General features: G+C 59.9%; 18 protein-coding genes. 9 read left to right on the forward strand and 9 right to left on the reverse strand.

What is annotated here, in order from left to right:
- Window positions 1-257: 257 nt before the first annotated feature.
- The 4 genes from EC919_RS27570 to recX all read left to right on the forward strand — a co-directional run bounded on the left by EC919_RS27570 (window position 258) and on the right by recX (window position 2,619).
- Window positions 258-389 carry a hypothetical protein gene (locus EC919_RS27570; RefSeq protein ID WP_265386899.1) on the forward strand — a complete coding sequence of 44 codons (132 nt, stop codon included), beginning with the start codon at window positions 258-260 and terminating at the stop codon, window positions 387-389.
- A 103-nt stretch (window positions 390-492) separates the two neighbouring features.
- Complete coding sequence (locus EC919_RS07805) at window positions 493-993, forward strand: CinA family protein (RefSeq protein ID WP_133772772.1); 501 nt, start codon at window positions 493-495, stop codon at window positions 991-993.
- 85 nt (window positions 994-1,078) lie between these two features.
- Window positions 1,079-2,143 (forward strand): recombinase RecA, encoded by a 1,065-nt coding sequence (recA, locus tag EC919_RS07810; RefSeq protein ID WP_065989790.1) that lies wholly within the window; start codon window positions 1,079-1,081, stop codon window positions 2,141-2,143.
- An 8-nt stretch (window positions 2,144-2,151) separates the two neighbouring features.
- The gene (recX, locus tag EC919_RS07815) at window positions 2,152-2,619 is read left to right on the forward strand and encodes a recombination regulator RecX (protein WP_133772774.1); all 468 of its coding nucleotides are present in this window, start codon (window positions 2,152-2,154) and stop codon (window positions 2,617-2,619) included.
- A 48-nt stretch (window positions 2,620-2,667) separates the two neighbouring features.
- Here the strand turns inward: recX and EC919_RS07820 are convergent, their stop codons facing one another.
- Together EC919_RS07820 and EC919_RS07825 are read right to left on the reverse strand one after the other, a co-directional pair.
- Window positions 2,668-3,783 carry an LOG family protein gene (locus EC919_RS07820; protein WP_133772776.1) on the reverse strand — a complete coding sequence of 372 codons (1,116 nt, stop codon included), beginning with the start codon at window positions 3,781-3,783 and terminating at the stop codon, window positions 2,668-2,670.
- A gap of 377 nt (window positions 3,784-4,160) precedes the next feature.
- Window positions 4,161-4,586, reverse strand: coding sequence for a quorum-sensing-regulated virulence factor family protein (locus tag EC919_RS07825; protein WP_065989783.1), 426 nt, complete (start codon window positions 4,584-4,586; stop codon window positions 4,161-4,163).
- 222 nt (window positions 4,587-4,808) lie between these two features.
- Here EC919_RS07825 and EC919_RS07830 point away from each other — a divergent pair, with 222 nt between their 5' ends.
- Window positions 4,809-5,540, forward strand: coding sequence for a tRNA-uridine aminocarboxypropyltransferase (locus EC919_RS07830; protein ID WP_133773449.1), 732 nt, complete (start codon window positions 4,809-4,811; stop codon window positions 5,538-5,540).
- A 60-nt stretch (window positions 5,541-5,600) separates the two neighbouring features.
- Here the strand turns inward: EC919_RS07830 and EC919_RS07835 are convergent, their stop codons facing one another.
- Window positions 5,601-6,485: a DMT family transporter gene (locus tag EC919_RS07835; RefSeq protein WP_133772778.1), complete on the reverse strand. Its 885-nt coding sequence runs from the start codon at window positions 6,483-6,485 to the stop codon at window positions 5,601-5,603.
- Window positions 6,486-6,660: 175 nt separating this feature from the next.
- On the opposite strand from EC919_RS07835, the gene erdR reads away from it, so the two are divergent.
- Window positions 6,661-7,308 carry a response regulator transcription factor ErdR gene (gene erdR / locus EC919_RS07840; protein WP_133772780.1) on the forward strand — a complete coding sequence of 216 codons (648 nt, stop codon included), beginning with the start codon at window positions 6,661-6,663 and terminating at the stop codon, window positions 7,306-7,308.
- Window positions 7,309-7,413: 105 nt separating this feature from the next.
- On the forward strand, window positions 7,414-7,782 hold the full coding sequence (locus EC919_RS07845; RefSeq protein WP_065989780.1) for a diacylglycerol kinase: 369 nt from the start codon (window positions 7,414-7,416) through the stop codon (window positions 7,780-7,782).
- A gap of 29 nt (window positions 7,783-7,811) precedes the next feature.
- Here EC919_RS07845 and EC919_RS07850 read toward each other — a convergent pair whose 3' ends face one another.
- A complete protein-coding gene (locus tag EC919_RS07850; protein ID WP_065989779.1) occupies window positions 7,812-8,738 on the reverse strand; it encodes a LysR family transcriptional regulator in 927 nt (308 codons plus the stop codon).
- Window positions 8,739-8,860: 122 nt separating this feature from the next.
- Here EC919_RS07850 and fpr point away from each other — a divergent pair, with 122 nt between their 5' ends.
- Window positions 8,861-9,640 carry a ferredoxin-NADP reductase gene (fpr, locus tag EC919_RS07855; protein ID WP_065989778.1) on the forward strand — a complete coding sequence of 260 codons (780 nt, stop codon included), beginning with the start codon at window positions 8,861-8,863 and terminating at the stop codon, window positions 9,638-9,640.
- Between the two features lie 168 nt (window positions 9,641-9,808).
- Here the strand turns inward: fpr and tsaA are convergent, their stop codons facing one another.
- From tsaA to EC919_RS07870, 3 genes are all read right to left on the reverse strand, one after another.
- Complete coding sequence (gene tsaA / locus EC919_RS07860; protein ID WP_133772781.1) at window positions 9,809-10,513, reverse strand: tRNA (N6-threonylcarbamoyladenosine(37)-N6)-methyltransferase TrmO; 705 nt, start codon at window positions 10,511-10,513, stop codon at window positions 9,809-9,811.
- Window positions 10,514-10,530: 17 nt separating this feature from the next.
- On the reverse strand, window positions 10,531-10,992 hold the full coding sequence (locus tag EC919_RS07865) for a DUF1456 family protein (RefSeq protein WP_133772783.1): 462 nt from the start codon (window positions 10,990-10,992) through the stop codon (window positions 10,531-10,533).
- A gap of 69 nt (window positions 10,993-11,061) precedes the next feature.
- Window positions 11,062-11,772, reverse strand: a complete 711-nt coding sequence (locus EC919_RS07870; protein ID WP_133772785.1) for an rRNA pseudouridine synthase — start codon at window positions 11,770-11,772, stop codon at window positions 11,062-11,064.
- Window positions 11,773-11,934: 162 nt separating this feature from the next.
- On the opposite strand from EC919_RS07870, the gene EC919_RS07875 reads away from it, so the two are divergent.
- Window positions 11,935-12,930, forward strand: coding sequence for an alpha/beta fold hydrolase (locus EC919_RS07875; protein ID WP_133772786.1), 996 nt, complete (start codon window positions 11,935-11,937; stop codon window positions 12,928-12,930).
- Between the two features lie 132 nt (window positions 12,931-13,062).
- Here the strand turns inward: EC919_RS07875 and EC919_RS07880 are convergent, their stop codons facing one another.
- Window positions 13,063-13,524: a GNAT family N-acetyltransferase gene (locus EC919_RS07880; RefSeq protein WP_133772788.1), complete on the reverse strand. Its 462-nt coding sequence runs from the start codon at window positions 13,522-13,524 to the stop codon at window positions 13,063-13,065.
- Window positions 13,525-13,645: 121 nt separating this feature from the next.
- Window positions 13,646-14,983 carry a 30S ribosomal protein S12 methylthiotransferase RimO gene (gene rimO, locus EC919_RS07885; RefSeq protein ID WP_122537399.1) on the reverse strand — a complete coding sequence of 446 codons (1,338 nt, stop codon included), beginning with the start codon at window positions 14,981-14,983 and terminating at the stop codon, window positions 13,646-13,648.
- Between the last annotated feature and the right edge of the window lie 94 nt (window positions 14,984-15,077).

Consider the following 15,077-nt stretch of genomic DNA (forward strand, 5'->3'; position numbering starts at 1 on the left):
TTTATTCATCAGTTATTTAGGCAAATTCTGTAGGAGATTGAGGCAAGTTTCGGTCGACGACGGGGATTCCACCTACGTGGCTCGACGTTAGATCCGATTGCATTTTCGATGGCGGCAAGGTTACCACGCACGTTCTCGGGACGCAGGTCCGGCTGATTCGTCACGGCGCGTTTCCGAACCGACACGAGACGCTTCGAGCTGGCTAGGATGTCGAGCACCGCCCGACTGGAGGCGGCATCATCGACAAGGATTGCACCATGCAACGCAAGCGAGGACGAGATTCAACCAACGGCCGCTTCATCCCTCTGGAGGAGGCCAAGCGACGGCCACGGGAAACCATCGTGGAAACCGTCAAGAAACCCTGCCCCGAAAAACCGGAGCGCAAATAGATGACGTGCAAGCGTGATCCGGATTCAGGTCCGTCCTGTAGTGCACATCAACCTGGCTGGTGTAGCGTGTCTGCTTTGCCTCGACCGATACGGAGAATCTTCTGTGGATGACATCACTCACCTGGCAGCAACCCTGGGTCAGCAACTGCTGGGGGCAGGCGCGCAGGTCAGCACGGCCGAATCCTGCACAGGAGGCGGCATCGCCGAAGCCATCACCCGTATCCCCGGGAGTTCGGCCTGGTTCGAGGCCGGGTATGTCACCTACTCCAACCGGCAGAAGACCCGTCAACTGGCGGTGCCGGAGGCGTTGTTCGGCCAGGTCGGCGCCGTCAGTCGTGAGGTGGTCGAAGCCATGGCCAAGGGTGCGCAGGCAAACAGCGGCGCGCATTTTTCGGTCGCGGTCAGCGGCGTGGCCGGGCCGGACGGGGGCTCGGCGGAGAAACCCGTCGGCACGGTGTGGGTCTGCTGGGGCGTGGCGGAACGATTGATCGCCGAGCGCTTTCTATTTGCAGGTGACCGTGATGCGGTCCGCCGACAAACGGTGAGCGCCGCGCTAGAGGGGCTTGTTCGCCTCTCTCGCGGAGAAATACCAAATCAGGGGTAGGCGCGCGTCGGACCCTGTGGAATAATACTGGCTACTTATACAGTTATATCGGCCGTCAAGGCCTAACCTATTACGAGAGGATTCAATGGACGACAACAAGAAGAAAGCCTTGGCTGCGGCCTTGGGTCAGATCGAGCGTCAATTCGGCAAAGGTGCCGTAATGCGCATGGGTGACCATGACCGCCAGGCTATTCCTGCTATCTCCACCGGCTCGCTGGGTCTCGATATCGCACTCGGTATCGGTGGCCTGCCAAAAGGCCGGATCGTTGAAATCTACGGCCCGGAATCTTCGGGTAAAACCACCCTCACTCTGTCCGTCATCGCAGAAGCCCAGAAAATGGGCGCGACCTGCGCATTCGTCGACGCCGAGCACGCCCTCGATCCAGAGTACGCCGGCAAGCTGGGCGTCAACGTCGATGACCTGCTGGTTTCCCAGCCAGACACTGGCGAACAGGCCCTCGAAATCACCGACATGCTGGTGCGCTCGAACGCCATCGACGTCATCGTCGTCGACTCCGTCGCCGCTCTGGTTCCAAAAGCTGAAATCGAAGGCGAAATGGGCGACATGCACGTCGGCCTGCAAGCCCGACTGATGTCCCAGGCGCTGCGCAAGATCACCGGTAACATCAAGACGGCCAACTGCCTCGTCATCTTCATCAACCAGATCCGTATGAAGATCGGCGTGATGTTCGGCAGCCCGGAGACCACCACCGGTGGTAACGCACTGAAGTTCTATGCGTCGGTCCGTCTGGACATCCGCCGTACAGGTGCGGTCAAGGAAGGCGACGAAGTCGTCGGTAGCGAAACCCGCGTCAAAGTCGTCAAGAACAAAGTGGCCCCGCCGTTCCGTCAGGCTGAGTTCCAGATTCTTTACGGCAAGGGCATCTACCGTAACGGCGAGATCATCGACCTCGGCGTGCTGCACGGTCTGCTGGAGAAATCCGGCGCCTGGTACAGCTACCAGGGCAGCAAGATCGGTCAGGGTAAAGCCAACTCCGCGAAGTTCCTGGCGGACAACCCGGAAATTGGCACCACCCTCGAAAGGCAGATTCGCGAGAAGCTGCTGACTGCAGCGCCTGATGTGAAGGCCCAGTCGTCCCGCGTAGCCGCAGACGATGTGGCTGAAGTCGAAGCTGACGCGGACATCTGATCCCCGCCATGTCGGCTGTGCTTGATACGCCCGTCGCTGTTAGGCGGACTGCAATGGACCTGCTCGCGCGACGCGAGCATGGTCGTGTCGAGCTGACGCGCAAACTGCGTCAGCGCGGCGCCCCTCCCGAATTGATTGATGCAGCGCTCGACCGTCTGACAGAAGAGGGTCTGCTGTCTGAATCCCGATACCTCGAAAGCTTTGTTTCCTACCGTGCCCGTTCTGGCCACGGCCCTTTGCGTATCCGCGAAGAGCTGGGGCAGCGCGGCTTGATGCGTGCGGACATTGAGCAGGCGCTGCGCGAGTGCGGCGTGGACTGGTGGGAAAAGCTGGAAGCACTATGGCAGCGCAAGTTCAGCGGCCAGCTACCCAGGGATGCCCGCGAACGTGGGCAGCAAATGCGCTTTCTGAGTTATCGCGGTTATCCACCCGAGCTCATCGGGCGTTTGCTGAGCGGCAAGGGCAACGACGACTGATGCTTGGTCTGCGTAAAGGCGCACAGAGGCGCCCTCACGCATTCATCATCACATCGACTTCACGGGTTCGATTCCTCGATCCTGTTGAGAATGTGCAGGTTTCGCCCAGTTTTCTTCCAGGTTTAGGAAGTCCACCAGTTCGCGCAAGCGGCCATGGTTGCGGCCGTTGAAGGCGAATGCCAGACGCGTGAGATGGCTGAACTGCGCCTCGTCATATTCGTCCTGATGGCCGTATTGCTGGAAGTCGCCACTTGACCGCAGATCAGCGAACCTGTCCTGCAGGGCGTTGAGGGCATGTTCGCCCAGGGCGTGATGCATGCGGATGACAAAGGTGTTCTTCAGCCAGCGGCTGGAGTGGAAGTTGGCGTAGAACTGATTGATTTCGGCAACAGCTTCATCGGCGCTATACACCAGCTTCATCAGGTTCATGTCCGTGGGCAGAATGTACTTATTCGCCTCCAGTTCGTCTTTGATGAAACTGAGTGCGCCTTCCCAGAACGTACCGCCCGGTGCATCCAGCAGCACGATCGGCACCAGCGGGCTTTTGCCTGTCTGGATCAGCGTCAGCACTTCCAGCGCTTCATCGAGGGTGCCGAACCCGCCCGGGCAGAGCACCAGCGCGTCGGCTTCTTTGACGAAAAACAGCTTGCGCGTGAAGAAGAAGTGGAACGGCAGCAGATTCCCGGTGCCATCCACGGTCGCGTTGGCGTGCTGCTCGAACGGCAGGGTGATATTGAAGCCCAGGCTGTGATTCAGGCCGGCGCCTTCGTGGGCTGCGGCCATGATCCCGCCACCGGCGCCGGTGATGACCATCAGGTCGGAGGCCGCCAGTTGCTTGCCCAGTTCACGGGCCAGCGCATAAACAGGATGCTCAAGGGGAGTGCGTGCAGAGCCGAAGACGGTGACCTTGCGCCGGCCTTTGAATCGTTCGAGCACCCGGAAGGCATTCTCCAGTTCACGCAGCGCTTGCAGGGTGATTTTGGCATTCCAGCGATTCAGGTCGTCTTGGGCCATGCGCAGGACGGTCAGGGTCATGTCGCGGTAGAGCGGAAGATTGGGGCTGTCCGGGGCGACCGAACCGAGGAGTTCCTCGACCTTGTGGGTGAGGTCGTGTCCGTTGCTCTGAAAGTGCTGAGACAACGCGTCACTGGGTACGTAAGGCATTCAGCTTTCTCCTTCTGCAGAATCATTGACCGGCGCCAGAGGGCGGGATCGCGACGCTTCATGCGTCGGCGTGCGCAGCGCATCCGAAGGAAAGGGAGGCATCAGACCTGCGCGGCGCCCGATTCTGGACTAATCCAGGGTTGGAAAGAGAAAACATTGATGGCAACCGGCGCCGCAGGCAACCCTTTCTTGCAGGCAAAATGTGATGAGGCATGACGAGCACGGCAATACGAAACGCATGCCCCAAGATCAGCGATCAAGCAGCGCGCGAAAAGTACCGGGTGGTGGAATTTGAGTAGCGCATGTAGCAAGGGAGGAGAGGGCAAGGCTGCGCGTTGAAGAGACCTCGAAACGCGCAGCCGGTAAAGCGGGTTAGATCACTTCTTGTGGGCAGGGGGTTTGGCAGCGCAGTCCGCCGCTTTGATTTCCTGAGTCGTGATGAGCTTGTTGGTTTTGTATTCGGTGAACTGGTAACGCAGGATTGCGCCCTTGGCCATCAGTTGGCGATAACCGGCGTTGCGGCACACGCTGCCGCCTAGCTGACCGCGGACGTCGTCCGGGTTTTCGCGCATCTGAGCTGCCTGGCCAGACTGCACACTGAGGTGGTTGATCAGCATTTTGCCTTCAACGGTGTAGCCTTCGTCGAGGATGTCTTCGTTGATGGCGCGTGGCGTGCCGACACTGCTTTCCTTCGCGACTTTATCAAGCATCTGGCTCAGTTCGTAATCCTGCTTGGACGCCGCGTTGGCGCACAGTGGAGCGACGAGCAAAAGCGTGAGAGTGGGGGCGATGAGGCGCAGCATTGAATTCTCCTGGTGCATGGACGGGTGGTGCAGAGGCAGGCCGTTGGACCGGCGACATCCCAAGGCGTTCACTGCGAGGGTGAGTGCTCTCAAGGCCGGGCAGTATAGGGGAGGAGCCTCGGCGGACACCAGAGAGCAGGGCGCGTTGGACGGTGTCTGATAGAATGCCACGACTTTTCGACCTGCCGGATACCCCTCGTGTCACTGCCTTCTATCCCGTCAATGACCCAGACGATGTTTCACAAGAATTCTGTCGCGTGTCTGAGAGATGAGCGGGAGGAGGAGAGTACAAAGCCTTACCTGGCTCGCGGATCACGTGCGCCAAGGTGCCATTACTGTCGAGTGATCGAAAGTCATTGCCTGTGCAGGTGGCGTCCCAAGGTCGAAGCACGATCAGGGGTTTGTCTCATCATGACGAAAAAAGAGGTGTTCAAACCCAGCAACACGGGTTGGCTGATTGCAGACGTCATTCAGGATAACCATGCGTTTGTGTGGTCTCGCACTGAGGTCGATGACAAGCTGATTGCATTGCTCAATGATCCGCAATGGCAACCCTACCTGGTTTTCCCGGGAGAATATGTAGCGCCAGAGCGCGTCACCAACACGGTGACAGTTGATCAAAACAAGCGACCGCTGTTCGTACTGATCGACGCTACATGGACTGAAGCGAGGAAGATCTTCCGCAAAAGCGCTTATTTTGACTCTATCCCCATTTTGAGCCTGATCCCCGAAAGGCTTTCACGATATAAGCTAAGACGCTCCACCCGCAGCGAACATCTCTGTACCGCTGAAGTGGCCGCGCTGTGTTTCGATTTAGCCGGCGATACCGAAGCCGGTTCGGCTTTGAGCTGCTACTTCGATGTGTTCAGTCAGCACTATTTAGGTGCTAAAAATCAGCTGCCCCTCGACTTGTTAAGCGATGCCCATCAAGAGTTGAAGGGTTACATGGACTAGTCAGTGGTCATGACGTCGCCGGCAAGCCGCATCAAAACGGCTCGAAACAGAAGCATGGCCTCAGGCGAGGTTTTTCTTCGGCCACAACTGCGCCAGCAGCATCCCGGCCAGCATCAATCCGCAACCGATATAACCGCGCAGTTGCAACGCCTCCCCGAGAATCCAGGCGCCGGCGATGGCGGCGAACACGGCCTCCAGCGAAAGGATGATGGCGGCGTGGGAAGCAATGGCGTGTTTCTGCGCCACCACTTGCAGCGTGTAGCCGACGCCGACCGCGACGATGCCGCCGTAGAGCAGGGCAGGGCCCGCGTCGATGATCGCGTTGAGGGTGATCGGTTCGAAGAACACTGCCAGCAGCAGACTCACCACCGAACAGGTGGCGAACTGCAGAAAGGCCAGACGGATCGGATCGTGGCGGCTGGCAAATAAACTGACTAACACTACGTGCCCGCCCCACACGAACGCGCCGATCAACTGCAGCCAGTCCCCCGAGGCGACATGAAAGTTATCGCCAATACTGAGCAGACACATGCCGACCACGGCCAACAGGCAGCCCAGCCAGGTGCCCAGCCCGGTTTTATGGCCGAGCAGCAAGCCCAGCAGCGGAACGACAATCACGTACAGGCCGGTGATGAAGCCGGAGTTGGTCACACTGGTAAACAGCAGCCCGACCTGTTGCAGGTTAATGCCCAGTGCCAGCGCCAGGCCCATGATGACGCCGGCGCGTAACATGCCGCGATTGAGCAAGGGCTCTGGCACGCGGGCGGTTTTGGCGTTGCGCAGAATCAGCGGGATCAGGCACAGCGAACCCAGCGCGAAACGAAGCCCCGAGAACAGATAGGGGCCTATGTGATCCATCCCGGCGGTCTGGGCGACAAAGCCGGTGCCCCAGATCAATGCGGTCAGGAGCATGAGCAGGTCCGCTCGCAGGGCATGGTTTGGCATGATGGCACTCGTCAGGTGGGGGGCGCAGACTGTGCCGCAAAGCGTCAGGCTTGACCACCCCGACTTCGCTGGGCATCCTTGGCGCCGCTCACGTCCGGTCCCTGTGTCAAGATGTCGCGGGTGTCTTCATTGAGTGTTGAATTCGTCGGCGCTCAGCCACTTACAGGATCATGAAATGCCATACGAAATCCTGATTGCCGACGACCATCCGCTGTTTCGCAGCGCCTTGCATCAGGCGCTGAGCCTGGGGCTCGGACCGGACGCAAGGCTGGTCGAGGCCGAAAGCATCGCTGATCTGGAAGCGCGACTGACCGAGAAGTCCGATTGGGATCTGGTTCTGCTGGACCTGAACATGCCCGGCGCTTATGGCTTTTCGGGGCTGGTGCTGTTGCGCGGTCAGTACCCGCAAGTGCCGGTGGTGATGGTCTCCGCTCAGGAAGAGGCTGCGGTCGTGGTCAAGTCCCGCGAATTCGGCGCCAGCGGTTTCATCCCTAAATCCAGTTCCCTCGAAACCATTCAGAATGCCGTGCGAACGGTGCTGGATGGCGATGTCTGGTGGCCTCCCCAGGTCAACGAAAGCATTAGCGTGTCACCTGAGGCCAAGGCGGCCAGCGAAGGCCTTGCCAGCCTGACGCCCCAGCAATTTCGCGTGTTGACGATGGTGTGCGAGGGGTTGCTGAACAAGCAGATCGCCTACGAGCTGAGCGTGTCGGAAGCGACGATCAAGGCCCATGTCACGGCGATCTTTCGTAAGCTCAATGTGCGCACCCGGACTCAGGCAGCCTTGCTGCTGCAACAATTGGAATCCATTCCGCAGAGCTGATTCCCGCGAATCAGGCTAAACCCCGGGCTTTACGCGGCCGACCTTCACACTTTTTTGACCGTCGCCGCACTAGCCTCCACCGCTTTCATTATCAGTAGTTTTCCTATGACGTCCCCATTCAAAGGCCAGACTGGTCTGAAACGTATCCTCAACGCGTCGGGCTATTCCTTCGACGGCCTGACCGCTGCCTTTAAAGGCGAAGCCGCGTTCCGTCAACTGGTGTTGCTCAACGTCGTGTTGATCCCGCTGTCGTTCGTGTTCCATGTCAGCCGTGGCGAGCGCGCGATCCTGATCGCGGTGTGCCTGTTGGCGCTGATCGTCGAACTGCTGAACTCGGCCATCGAAGCGGCGATTGACCGGATTTCCCTCGACCGCCACCCGCTGTCGAAGAACGCCAAAGACATGGGCAGCGCCGCACAGTTCGTGGCGCTGAGCATGATCGCTGTGGTCTGGGGCCTGATCCTGCTAGGCTGACAATCGTCCCCAGTGAGCCGGGCGGCGCGTCAGGCAATGCTCGGCAGGACAATCTCGTCGCTGCGGTTAACGCCGGCGGTGAATGAGCGACAAAGGTCGAGGAATTCACGGATAGCCGACGTCTGATATTTCTGTTTGTGCCAGATGAAGTAGAACTGCCGCACCAGATCCAGCTCCGGCGTTTCGACCGCGACCAAGCTGCCCCGGCGAAAAGCGTCACGCAGTGCCAGACGCGAGATGCAGCCAATCCCCAGCCCTGACTCCACAGCGCGTTTGATCGCCTCGGTGTGTTCCAGCTCCAGCCTCACGTTCAGGCTGTTCAAGTGATGACGCATGGCCTGATCGAAGGTCAGGCGCGTCCCCGAACCCTGTTCCCGCAGAATCCACGCCTCCCGCGTCAGTTCCTCCAGCGACGCCCGGCCCTTTTTGGCCAGCGGATGCTGAGGGGCGCAAAACACCACCAGCTCATCCTCGACCCAGGTTTGCACTTCGATGTCGGGGTGGCTGCAGTCGCCTTCGATCAGGCCCAGATCAATCTCGTAGTGGGCGACCTGCTGAACGATGTTCGCCGTGTTTTGCACGTGCAGCTTCACCTGGCTCTCAGGGTGGCGCTGCATGAAGCTGCCGATCAGCAGCGTGGCAAGGTAGTTGCCAATGGTGAGTGTCGCGCCGACCGCCAGCGAACCGAAGCCCGACTTGCCATTGAGCAGGTCTTCGATCTCCTTGGCCTGATCCAGCAGCGCCACGGCCTGGGGCAACAGCTGCCGGCCGGTGGCGTTGAGGCTCAGCCGTTTACCGGCGCGGTCGAACAGCTGGCAACTGGACTGGCGTTCCAGTTCGGTAATGGACGTGCTCGCCGCCGATTGCGACAAGGACAGCAGGACCGCCGCGCGGGAAACGCTTTCCTGCTGGGCGACGGCGACGAAAACCTGGAGCTGACGGAGAGTAAATCGCATATCTATATAACCGATAACCTATATCTTGATAATTCAGTTAACAGATATTGTGTCTGCCACTAGAATGTCGCGCAATGGCGCATTGACTGGCGCACGTTATTTATCAGGAGCTCCCACGTACCATGAGCAACATGAATCACGAGCGTGTCCTCAGCGTTCATCACTGGAACGACACCCTCTTCAGTTTCAAGTGCACCCGTGATCCTGGCCTGCGCTTCGAGAACGGTCAGTTCGTCATGATCGGTCTGCAGCAGCCAAACGGGCGCCCGCTCATGCGTGCCTACTCCATTGCCAGCCCGAACTGGGAAGAGCATCTGGAGTTCTTCAGCATCAAGGTACCGGACGGCCCGCTAACCTCGCAGCTGCAGCATTTGAAGGAAGGCGACGAGATCATCATCAGCAAGAAGCCTACGGGCACGCTGGTGCTGGACGACCTCAAGCCGGGCAAGCACCTTTACCTGCTCAGTACCGGTACCGGTCTGGCGCCGTTCATGAGCGTGATTCAGGACCCTGAAACCTACGAGCGTTTCGAGAAGGTCATCCTCTGCCACGGCGTGCGTTACGTGAACGAAGTCGCTTACCGCGAATTCATCACCGAGCACCTGCCGCAGAACGAATTCTTCGGGGAGATGCTGCGCGACAAACTCATCTACTACCCGACCGTGACCCGCGAGCCGTTCGAAAACGAAGGCCGTCTGACCGATCTGATGCGCAGCGGCAAGCTGTTCAGCGACATCGGCCTGCCGCCGATCAATCCGCAGGATGACCGCGCGATGTTGTGCGGCAGCCCGAGCATGCTCGACGAGACCAGCGAAGTGCTCAACAGCTTCGGCCTGACCGTTTCGCCACGCATGCGTGAGCCGGGTGATTACTTGATCGAGCGCGCCTTCGTCGAGAAGTAACACTGTTCAGCTACGACCCAATCGCCGATGAATCATCCTCGCAGCACGGCGAGGGTGACGTCATTGGCGAACAGGTCAGTACAGGCACCCGCATTTTCGGGGTCTGAAAAAAACCGCCTGGAGGTCACGGACCAGGCGGTTTTTTTGTGGGCGGGTGTAAGCGGTTTATTAACCGGCGGCGGGGACGACTTCCAGTACGCAGATGACGCCTGCTTGCGGGTAATGCCAGCGCACGTCCAGGTCCCAGAACTGCGCACCGTAGCGTCGCTCCGGCGTGGGCGTCTGGTAGGCCGGTCGCGGGTCTTGAGCCAGGCACTGCTCGATCAGCTCGATCAGCGGTTCTTCGAGGCGCAGCCCATGTTCGCGGGCCTGGGCCAGCGCCGCGTCTGCCCACTGCACCGGAATCAGCTCCGGCGCAGCGGCGGCCATGCTGTTGCGTGCATCGACGATCACATCGGCATAAGGCACGTAGGGTTTGACGTCCAGCACCGGCGTGCCGTCCAGCAGGTCGATGCCTGACAACCACAGGCGCCCGGCCTCGACCTTGTCCAGCTTGACCACCGATTGACCGATGCCGTTGGGCCGATGGGTCGCGCGGGTGGCGAACACGCCCATCGACTGATTGCCGCCCAGGCGAGGAGGGCGCACCTTGAGTCGCGGCTTGTCCTCCAGGGCCTGATGAAACAGAAACAGCAACCAGACATGACTGACCTGTTCCAGGCCCTGCACGGCGTCACCCTGATCAAAAGGTGCGACCAACTCCAGCACGCCCCGCGCGGCAGGCGCGAGTTGCGGCTGCCGGGGAATGGCGAACTTCTCTTTGAAGCACGAGCGCATGAAGCCGATCGGCGAGACGTTGTAGGCCTGGGTCATCGACGCAGCTGCAGCGCTTAGCCGCGCACGCGCAAGGTCAGGCCACGCAGGAAGTTGCGCAGCAACTGGTCGCCGCAGACGCGATAGTTGGTGTGACCGGCCTTGCGGAACAGGGCACTGAGTTCAGGCTTGGACACCGGGAACTCGGACGCTTTGAGGATCGCGTGCATGTCGTCTTCTTTCAGCTCGAAAGCCACACGCAGCTTTTTCAGGACGATGTTGTTGGTGATCGGCAGTTCGACAGGCAGCGGCGGGCGGCTCTCGTCTTTGCCACGCTTGAAGAACACCAGGCCGTCGAGGAAGTGCGCCATGACCTCGTCGCTGCACGGCAAGAAGCCTTCTTCTTCGTCTTTCTTCATGTAGGCGGCGACGTCGGCTTTGGTCGCGTCGAACCCGCCGAGCTTGATGATATCGACCACTTTGGCGTCGTTGATATCAAGCATGTAACGGATGCTGCGCAGTACATCGTTGTTCATCATGGTGCGTGTATTTCCTGGGGATTCGCAGATGAGCGCACGCGAGATGGGATACGGCGCTCAGAAAGGGATTCAGAATTTTTCTTTGTCGGTCATGTAGCGCCACTGGCCTTCAGGCACCTTGCCGATGGACACGCCGCCGATACGAATACGCCGCACCGAAACGACTTTCAGGCCCACCGCTTCGCACAGTTGGGCGATGACGCCGGGCTGCGGGTTCTTCATGGCAAAGCGCAGGCGGTTTTCGTTCTGCCAGCTGGCTTTGACCTTCGGCAGTTCCTTGCCCTTGTAGGTCATGCCGTGGTTCAGGCGGTTGAGGCCGTGGGCAACCATGTCGCCCGAGATCTCGACGACGTATTCCTGCTCGATCTTGCTGCGGTCGTCGGTGAGTTTGCGCAGGATTTTCCAGTCCTGGCTGAACACCATCAGGCCGCTGGCGTTGGCTTGCAGCGTGGAAATCGCTTCCAGGCGCAGGAAGTGCCCCTTGAGCGGACGTCGGCCGATGCTGTGGTCGGCGGATAACGTAGCGGGTGTGATCAACGCCAAGGCGCTTTCAGGGGCCATGCCCGCCGGCGCGTTGAACAGAAGGGTGACGGATTCAGGCGTATCGGCTTTCGCTTCCGCATTCAGTACCACGGTCTGATTTTCGACCTTGAACTGCGGCTCGTCGACGACAACGCCGTCCACCGTGACCCAGCCGCCTTCGATGAACAGCTCGGCTTCGCGACGGGAGCAGCCGACCAGCTCGATCAGGCGTTTGGAAAGGCGAATGGGGTCAGTCATGAGAAAAGCCGTAACAAAATGGAAAGGCGCCTATTGTACCCGCGCAGGCACCGTTAATCGCGGCCACATTGAAATTGGCGGGTGAATAAGCCTCCACTCCATGGATTTTTCCGGGAGCGACGCAGGTCTGCTCTGTATTCCTACATTGTCTGGAGCGAATTCATGACCAAATGGCTACCCGCATTGCTGATGACTGTCAGCCTGCCGCTGCTCGCTGCGCAAACCCCGTCCTACGGCCCGCAGCTGGAAGGCTTTCAGTATCCGTTCCCGGCACAGAATTTCAGTTTCGAATCACAGGGCGCGCCGGTGCAGATGGGGTACATGGACATCAAGCCAGCCGGGCCTGCCAATGGTCGTAGCGTCGTGTTGCTGCACGGCAAGAACTTTTGCGGCGCCACGTGGGAAGGCACCATCAAGGCGCTGACGGGCGCGGGCTATCGGGTGGTCGCGCCGGATCAGATTGGCTTCTGCCGCTCCAGCAAACCGGCGGACTACACATACACTTTCGAGCAACTGGCGCAGAACACCAGAGCGCTGCTGACCCAACTGGGCATCGATCACGTCACCGTGGTCGGGCATTCCATGGGCGGCATGCTGGCGACCCGCTTTGCGCTGATGTACCCCGAGCAAGTGGATCAACTGCTGCTGGTCAACCCGATCGGTCTGGAGGACTGGAAAGCCAAAGGCGTGCCGGATCGCAGTTTCGATGACTGGTATGCCCGGGAGCTGAAGACCAGCGCCGAGAGCATTCGCAAGTATCAGCAGTCAACGTATTACGCCAATGAATGGCGGCCCGAGTTCGATCATTGGGTCAACATGCAGGCCGGCATGTTCACCGGCAAAGGCAAGGAGGAGGTCGCCCGGGCGTCCGCGCAGACCTACGGGATGATCTTCAATCAGCCGGTGTTCTACGACTTCGAGAAACTCAAGATGCCCACCGTGTTGCTCATCGGGCAAAAGGACAACACCGCCATTGCCAAGGACGCGGCGCCCGAGGCCCTTCGCAAGACGCTGGGCAATTACCCGGAGCTGGGCAAGGCGGCCGCCAAACGCATTCCGCAGGCGACACTGGTGGAGTTCGCAGGTCTGGGGCATGCGCCGCAGATTCAGGACCCGCAGCAATTCAACAAGGTGCTGCTGGAAAGTCTGAAGCGCTGATGCAGACCAGCACATGCAATCTGTAGGAGCCGGCTTGCTGGCGAATGCGTTGTGTCAGGCGCTGCCGGGCGCCGACGGATTGGCTTCGCCAGCAAGCCGGCTCCTACAGTCCGAACCTCTCTCTGACCCGGTTCAGGCGTCACGGCCCGATTTCACCCGCATCCGCAATATCGGATGCGGTCGGCCGAGCCCGTCCAGCTCGGTCCTCCCCACCACTTCAAAACCCTGTTTTTCATAAAAGCCCAACGCCTGACCATTTTGTTCGTTCACGTCCAGCTCGGTGATGTGGAAATGCTCGATCGCGTAGTCCAGCAGCCGCTTGCCCAGGCCCATGCCACGGTGGTCAGGGGCGATGAAAAGCATTTCGAGTTTGCCCGGCGTAGTACCGGCGAAACCGGTGATGCGCAGGTGCGAGTCGCGGCTGCAGAACAGGTTCACGGCACCCAGGTATTGGGTTTCCAGCAGATGCCGGAGCAGCGTGATGTAGTTCTCGGACAGGAAGTCATGGGTCGCGCGCACGGAGGCTTCCCAGACCCGGGTGAGTTCGGCGAAGTCGTGCTGCCTGGGCAGATAGATGACCGAGTGCCGGGTCATGTTGCCGCTGCTCCCTGGGTTGTGATCCTGATGTGGGGACGATAGCCAGAAAAAACAAACCCCGCCGTTTTACGGGCAGGGCTGTTGGAGGCGAAGCGGCTGTCGAGCCGGAGATTGAGCGTTAAATCGGCTCAGCCCACAGGTCGTACTCATCGGCATCCACCACGCGGCACATGACCTTGTCGCCCGGCTTGAAGTCGCGGTCACTTTCGACAAACACGTTGCCGTCGATCTCCGGCGCATCGAAGAACGAACGGCCGACGAAACCCTGCTCATCCACTTCGTCGATCAGCACTTCGATTTCCTTGCCGATCTTCATCTGCAGGCGCGCGGCGCTGATGGCTTGCTGGTGCGCCATGAAGCGGTCCCAGCGATCCTGCTTGATGTCGTCCGGAACGATCGGCGCATCCAGCAGATTCGCCGGCGCGCCTTCGACAGGGGAGTACTGGAAGCAACCGACGCGATCGAGCTGGGCTTCAGTCAGCCAGTCCAGCAGGTACTGGAAATCTTCTTCGGTTTCGCCCGGGAAGCCGACGATGAAGGTCGAGCGGATGATCAGGTCCGGGCACTGCTCGCGCCAGTTCTTGATGCGCGCCAGGGTCTTGTCTTCGAAGGCCGGGCGCTTCATCAGCTTGAGGATCTTCGGGCTGGCGTGCTGGAACGGGATGTCCAGGTACGGCAGGATCTTGCCCGCCGCCATCAGCGGGATAATCTCGTCGACGTGCGGGTATGGGTAAACGTAGTGCAGGCGTACCCACACACCCAGCGAACTCAGTGCCTGGCACAGCTCGGTCATGCGCGTGCGGACCGGCTGACCGTTCCAGAAACCGGTGCGGTACTTGATGTCGACGCCGTAGGCGCTGGTGTCCTGGGAAATTACCAGCAGCTCTTTTACGCCGGCCTTGACCAGTCGCTGGGCTTCGTCGAGCACGTCGCCAATCGGGCGGCTGACCAGCTTGCCGCGCATGGAGGGGATGATGCAGAAGCTGCAGCTGTGATTGCACCCTTCGGAAATCTTCAGGTACGCGTAATGACGGGGCGTCAGCTTGACCCCTTGCGGCGGTACCAGATCGATCAGCGGGTTGTGATCGAGCTTAGGCGGCGCGGCGTCATGGACGGCATTGACCACTTGCTCGTACTGCTGCGGACCGGTGACGGCCAGCACGCTCGGGTGCACGCTGCGAATCACGCTTTCGTCCACGCCCATGCAGCCGGTGACGATCACTTTGCCGTTTTCGGCCAGCGCCTCGCCAATCGTCTCGAGGGACTCAGCCTTGGCGCTGTCGATGAAACCGCAGGTGTTGACCACGACCACGTCAGCGTCCTGGTAGGTCGGAACGACCTGATAGCCTTCCATGCGCAGCTGGGTCAGGATGCGCTCGGAATCGACCAGAGCCTTCGGGCAACCGAGGCTGACAAAGCCGACCTTGGGGGCGGCAGACGTGGTGACGGTGGACATTGACTAACCTCGGCGTAGGATGCCCGGCGAATAGCCGGGCATTGACTGGGCGCTTGGGGCGCCTCTGATCAAAAAGTGCGCAATTCTAGCGGCG

The organism is Pseudomonas graminis (assembly GCF_004364335.1).
In the GTDB taxonomy this organism is placed as follows: Bacteria; Pseudomonadota; Gammaproteobacteria; order Pseudomonadales; family Pseudomonadaceae; genus Aquipseudomonas; species Aquipseudomonas graminis_D.

Coding starts and splice junctions, on each gene's coding strand:
- EC919_RS27570 (WP_265386899.1), top strand. CDS start 258: ATGCAACGCAAGCGAGGACGAGATTCAACCAACGGCCGCTTCATCCCT.
- recA (WP_065989790.1), top strand. CDS start 1,079: ATGGACGACAACAAGAAGAAAGCCTTGGCTGCGGCCTTGGGTCAGATC.
- recX (WP_133772774.1), top strand. CDS start 2,152: ATGTCGGCTGTGCTTGATACGCCCGTCGCTGTTAGGCGGACTGCAATG.
- EC919_RS07820 (WP_133772776.1), bottom strand. CDS start 3,783: ATGCCTTACGTACCCAGTGACGCGTTGTCTCAGCACTTTCAGAGCAAC.
- EC919_RS07825 (WP_065989783.1), bottom strand. CDS start 4,586: ATGCTGCGCCTCATCGCCCCCACTCTCACGCTTTTGCTCGTCGCTCCA.
- EC919_RS07830 (WP_133773449.1), top strand. CDS start 4,809: ATGACCCAGACGATGTTTCACAAGAATTCTGTCGCGTGTCTGAGAGAT.
- EC919_RS07835 (WP_133772778.1), bottom strand. CDS start 6,485: ATGCCAAACCATGCCCTGCGAGCGGACCTGCTCATGCTCCTGACCGCA.
- erdR (WP_133772780.1), top strand. CDS start 6,661: ATGCCATACGAAATCCTGATTGCCGACGACCATCCGCTGTTTCGCAGC.
- EC919_RS07845 (WP_065989780.1), top strand. CDS start 7,414: ATGACGTCCCCATTCAAAGGCCAGACTGGTCTGAAACGTATCCTCAAC.
- EC919_RS07850 (WP_065989779.1), bottom strand. CDS start 8,738: ATGCGATTTACTCTCCGTCAGCTCCAGGTTTTCGTCGCCGTCGCCCAG.
- fpr (WP_065989778.1), top strand. CDS start 8,861: ATGAGCAACATGAATCACGAGCGTGTCCTCAGCGTTCATCACTGGAAC.
- tsaA (WP_133772781.1), bottom strand. CDS start 10,513: ATGACCCAGGCCTACAACGTCTCGCCGATCGGCTTCATGCGCTCGTGC.
- EC919_RS07865 (WP_133772783.1), bottom strand. CDS start 10,992: ATGATGAACAACGATGTACTGCGCAGCATCCGTTACATGCTTGATATC.
- EC919_RS07870 (WP_133772785.1), bottom strand. CDS start 11,772: ATGACTGACCCCATTCGCCTTTCCAAACGCCTGATCGAGCTGGTCGGC.
- EC919_RS07875 (WP_133772786.1), top strand. CDS start 11,935: ATGACCAAATGGCTACCCGCATTGCTGATGACTGTCAGCCTGCCGCTG.
- EC919_RS07880 (WP_133772788.1), bottom strand. CDS start 13,524: ATGACCCGGCACTCGGTCATCTATCTGCCCAGGCAGCACGACTTCGCC.
- rimO (WP_122537399.1), bottom strand. CDS start 14,983: ATGTCCACCGTCACCACGTCTGCCGCCCCCAAGGTCGGCTTTGTCAGC.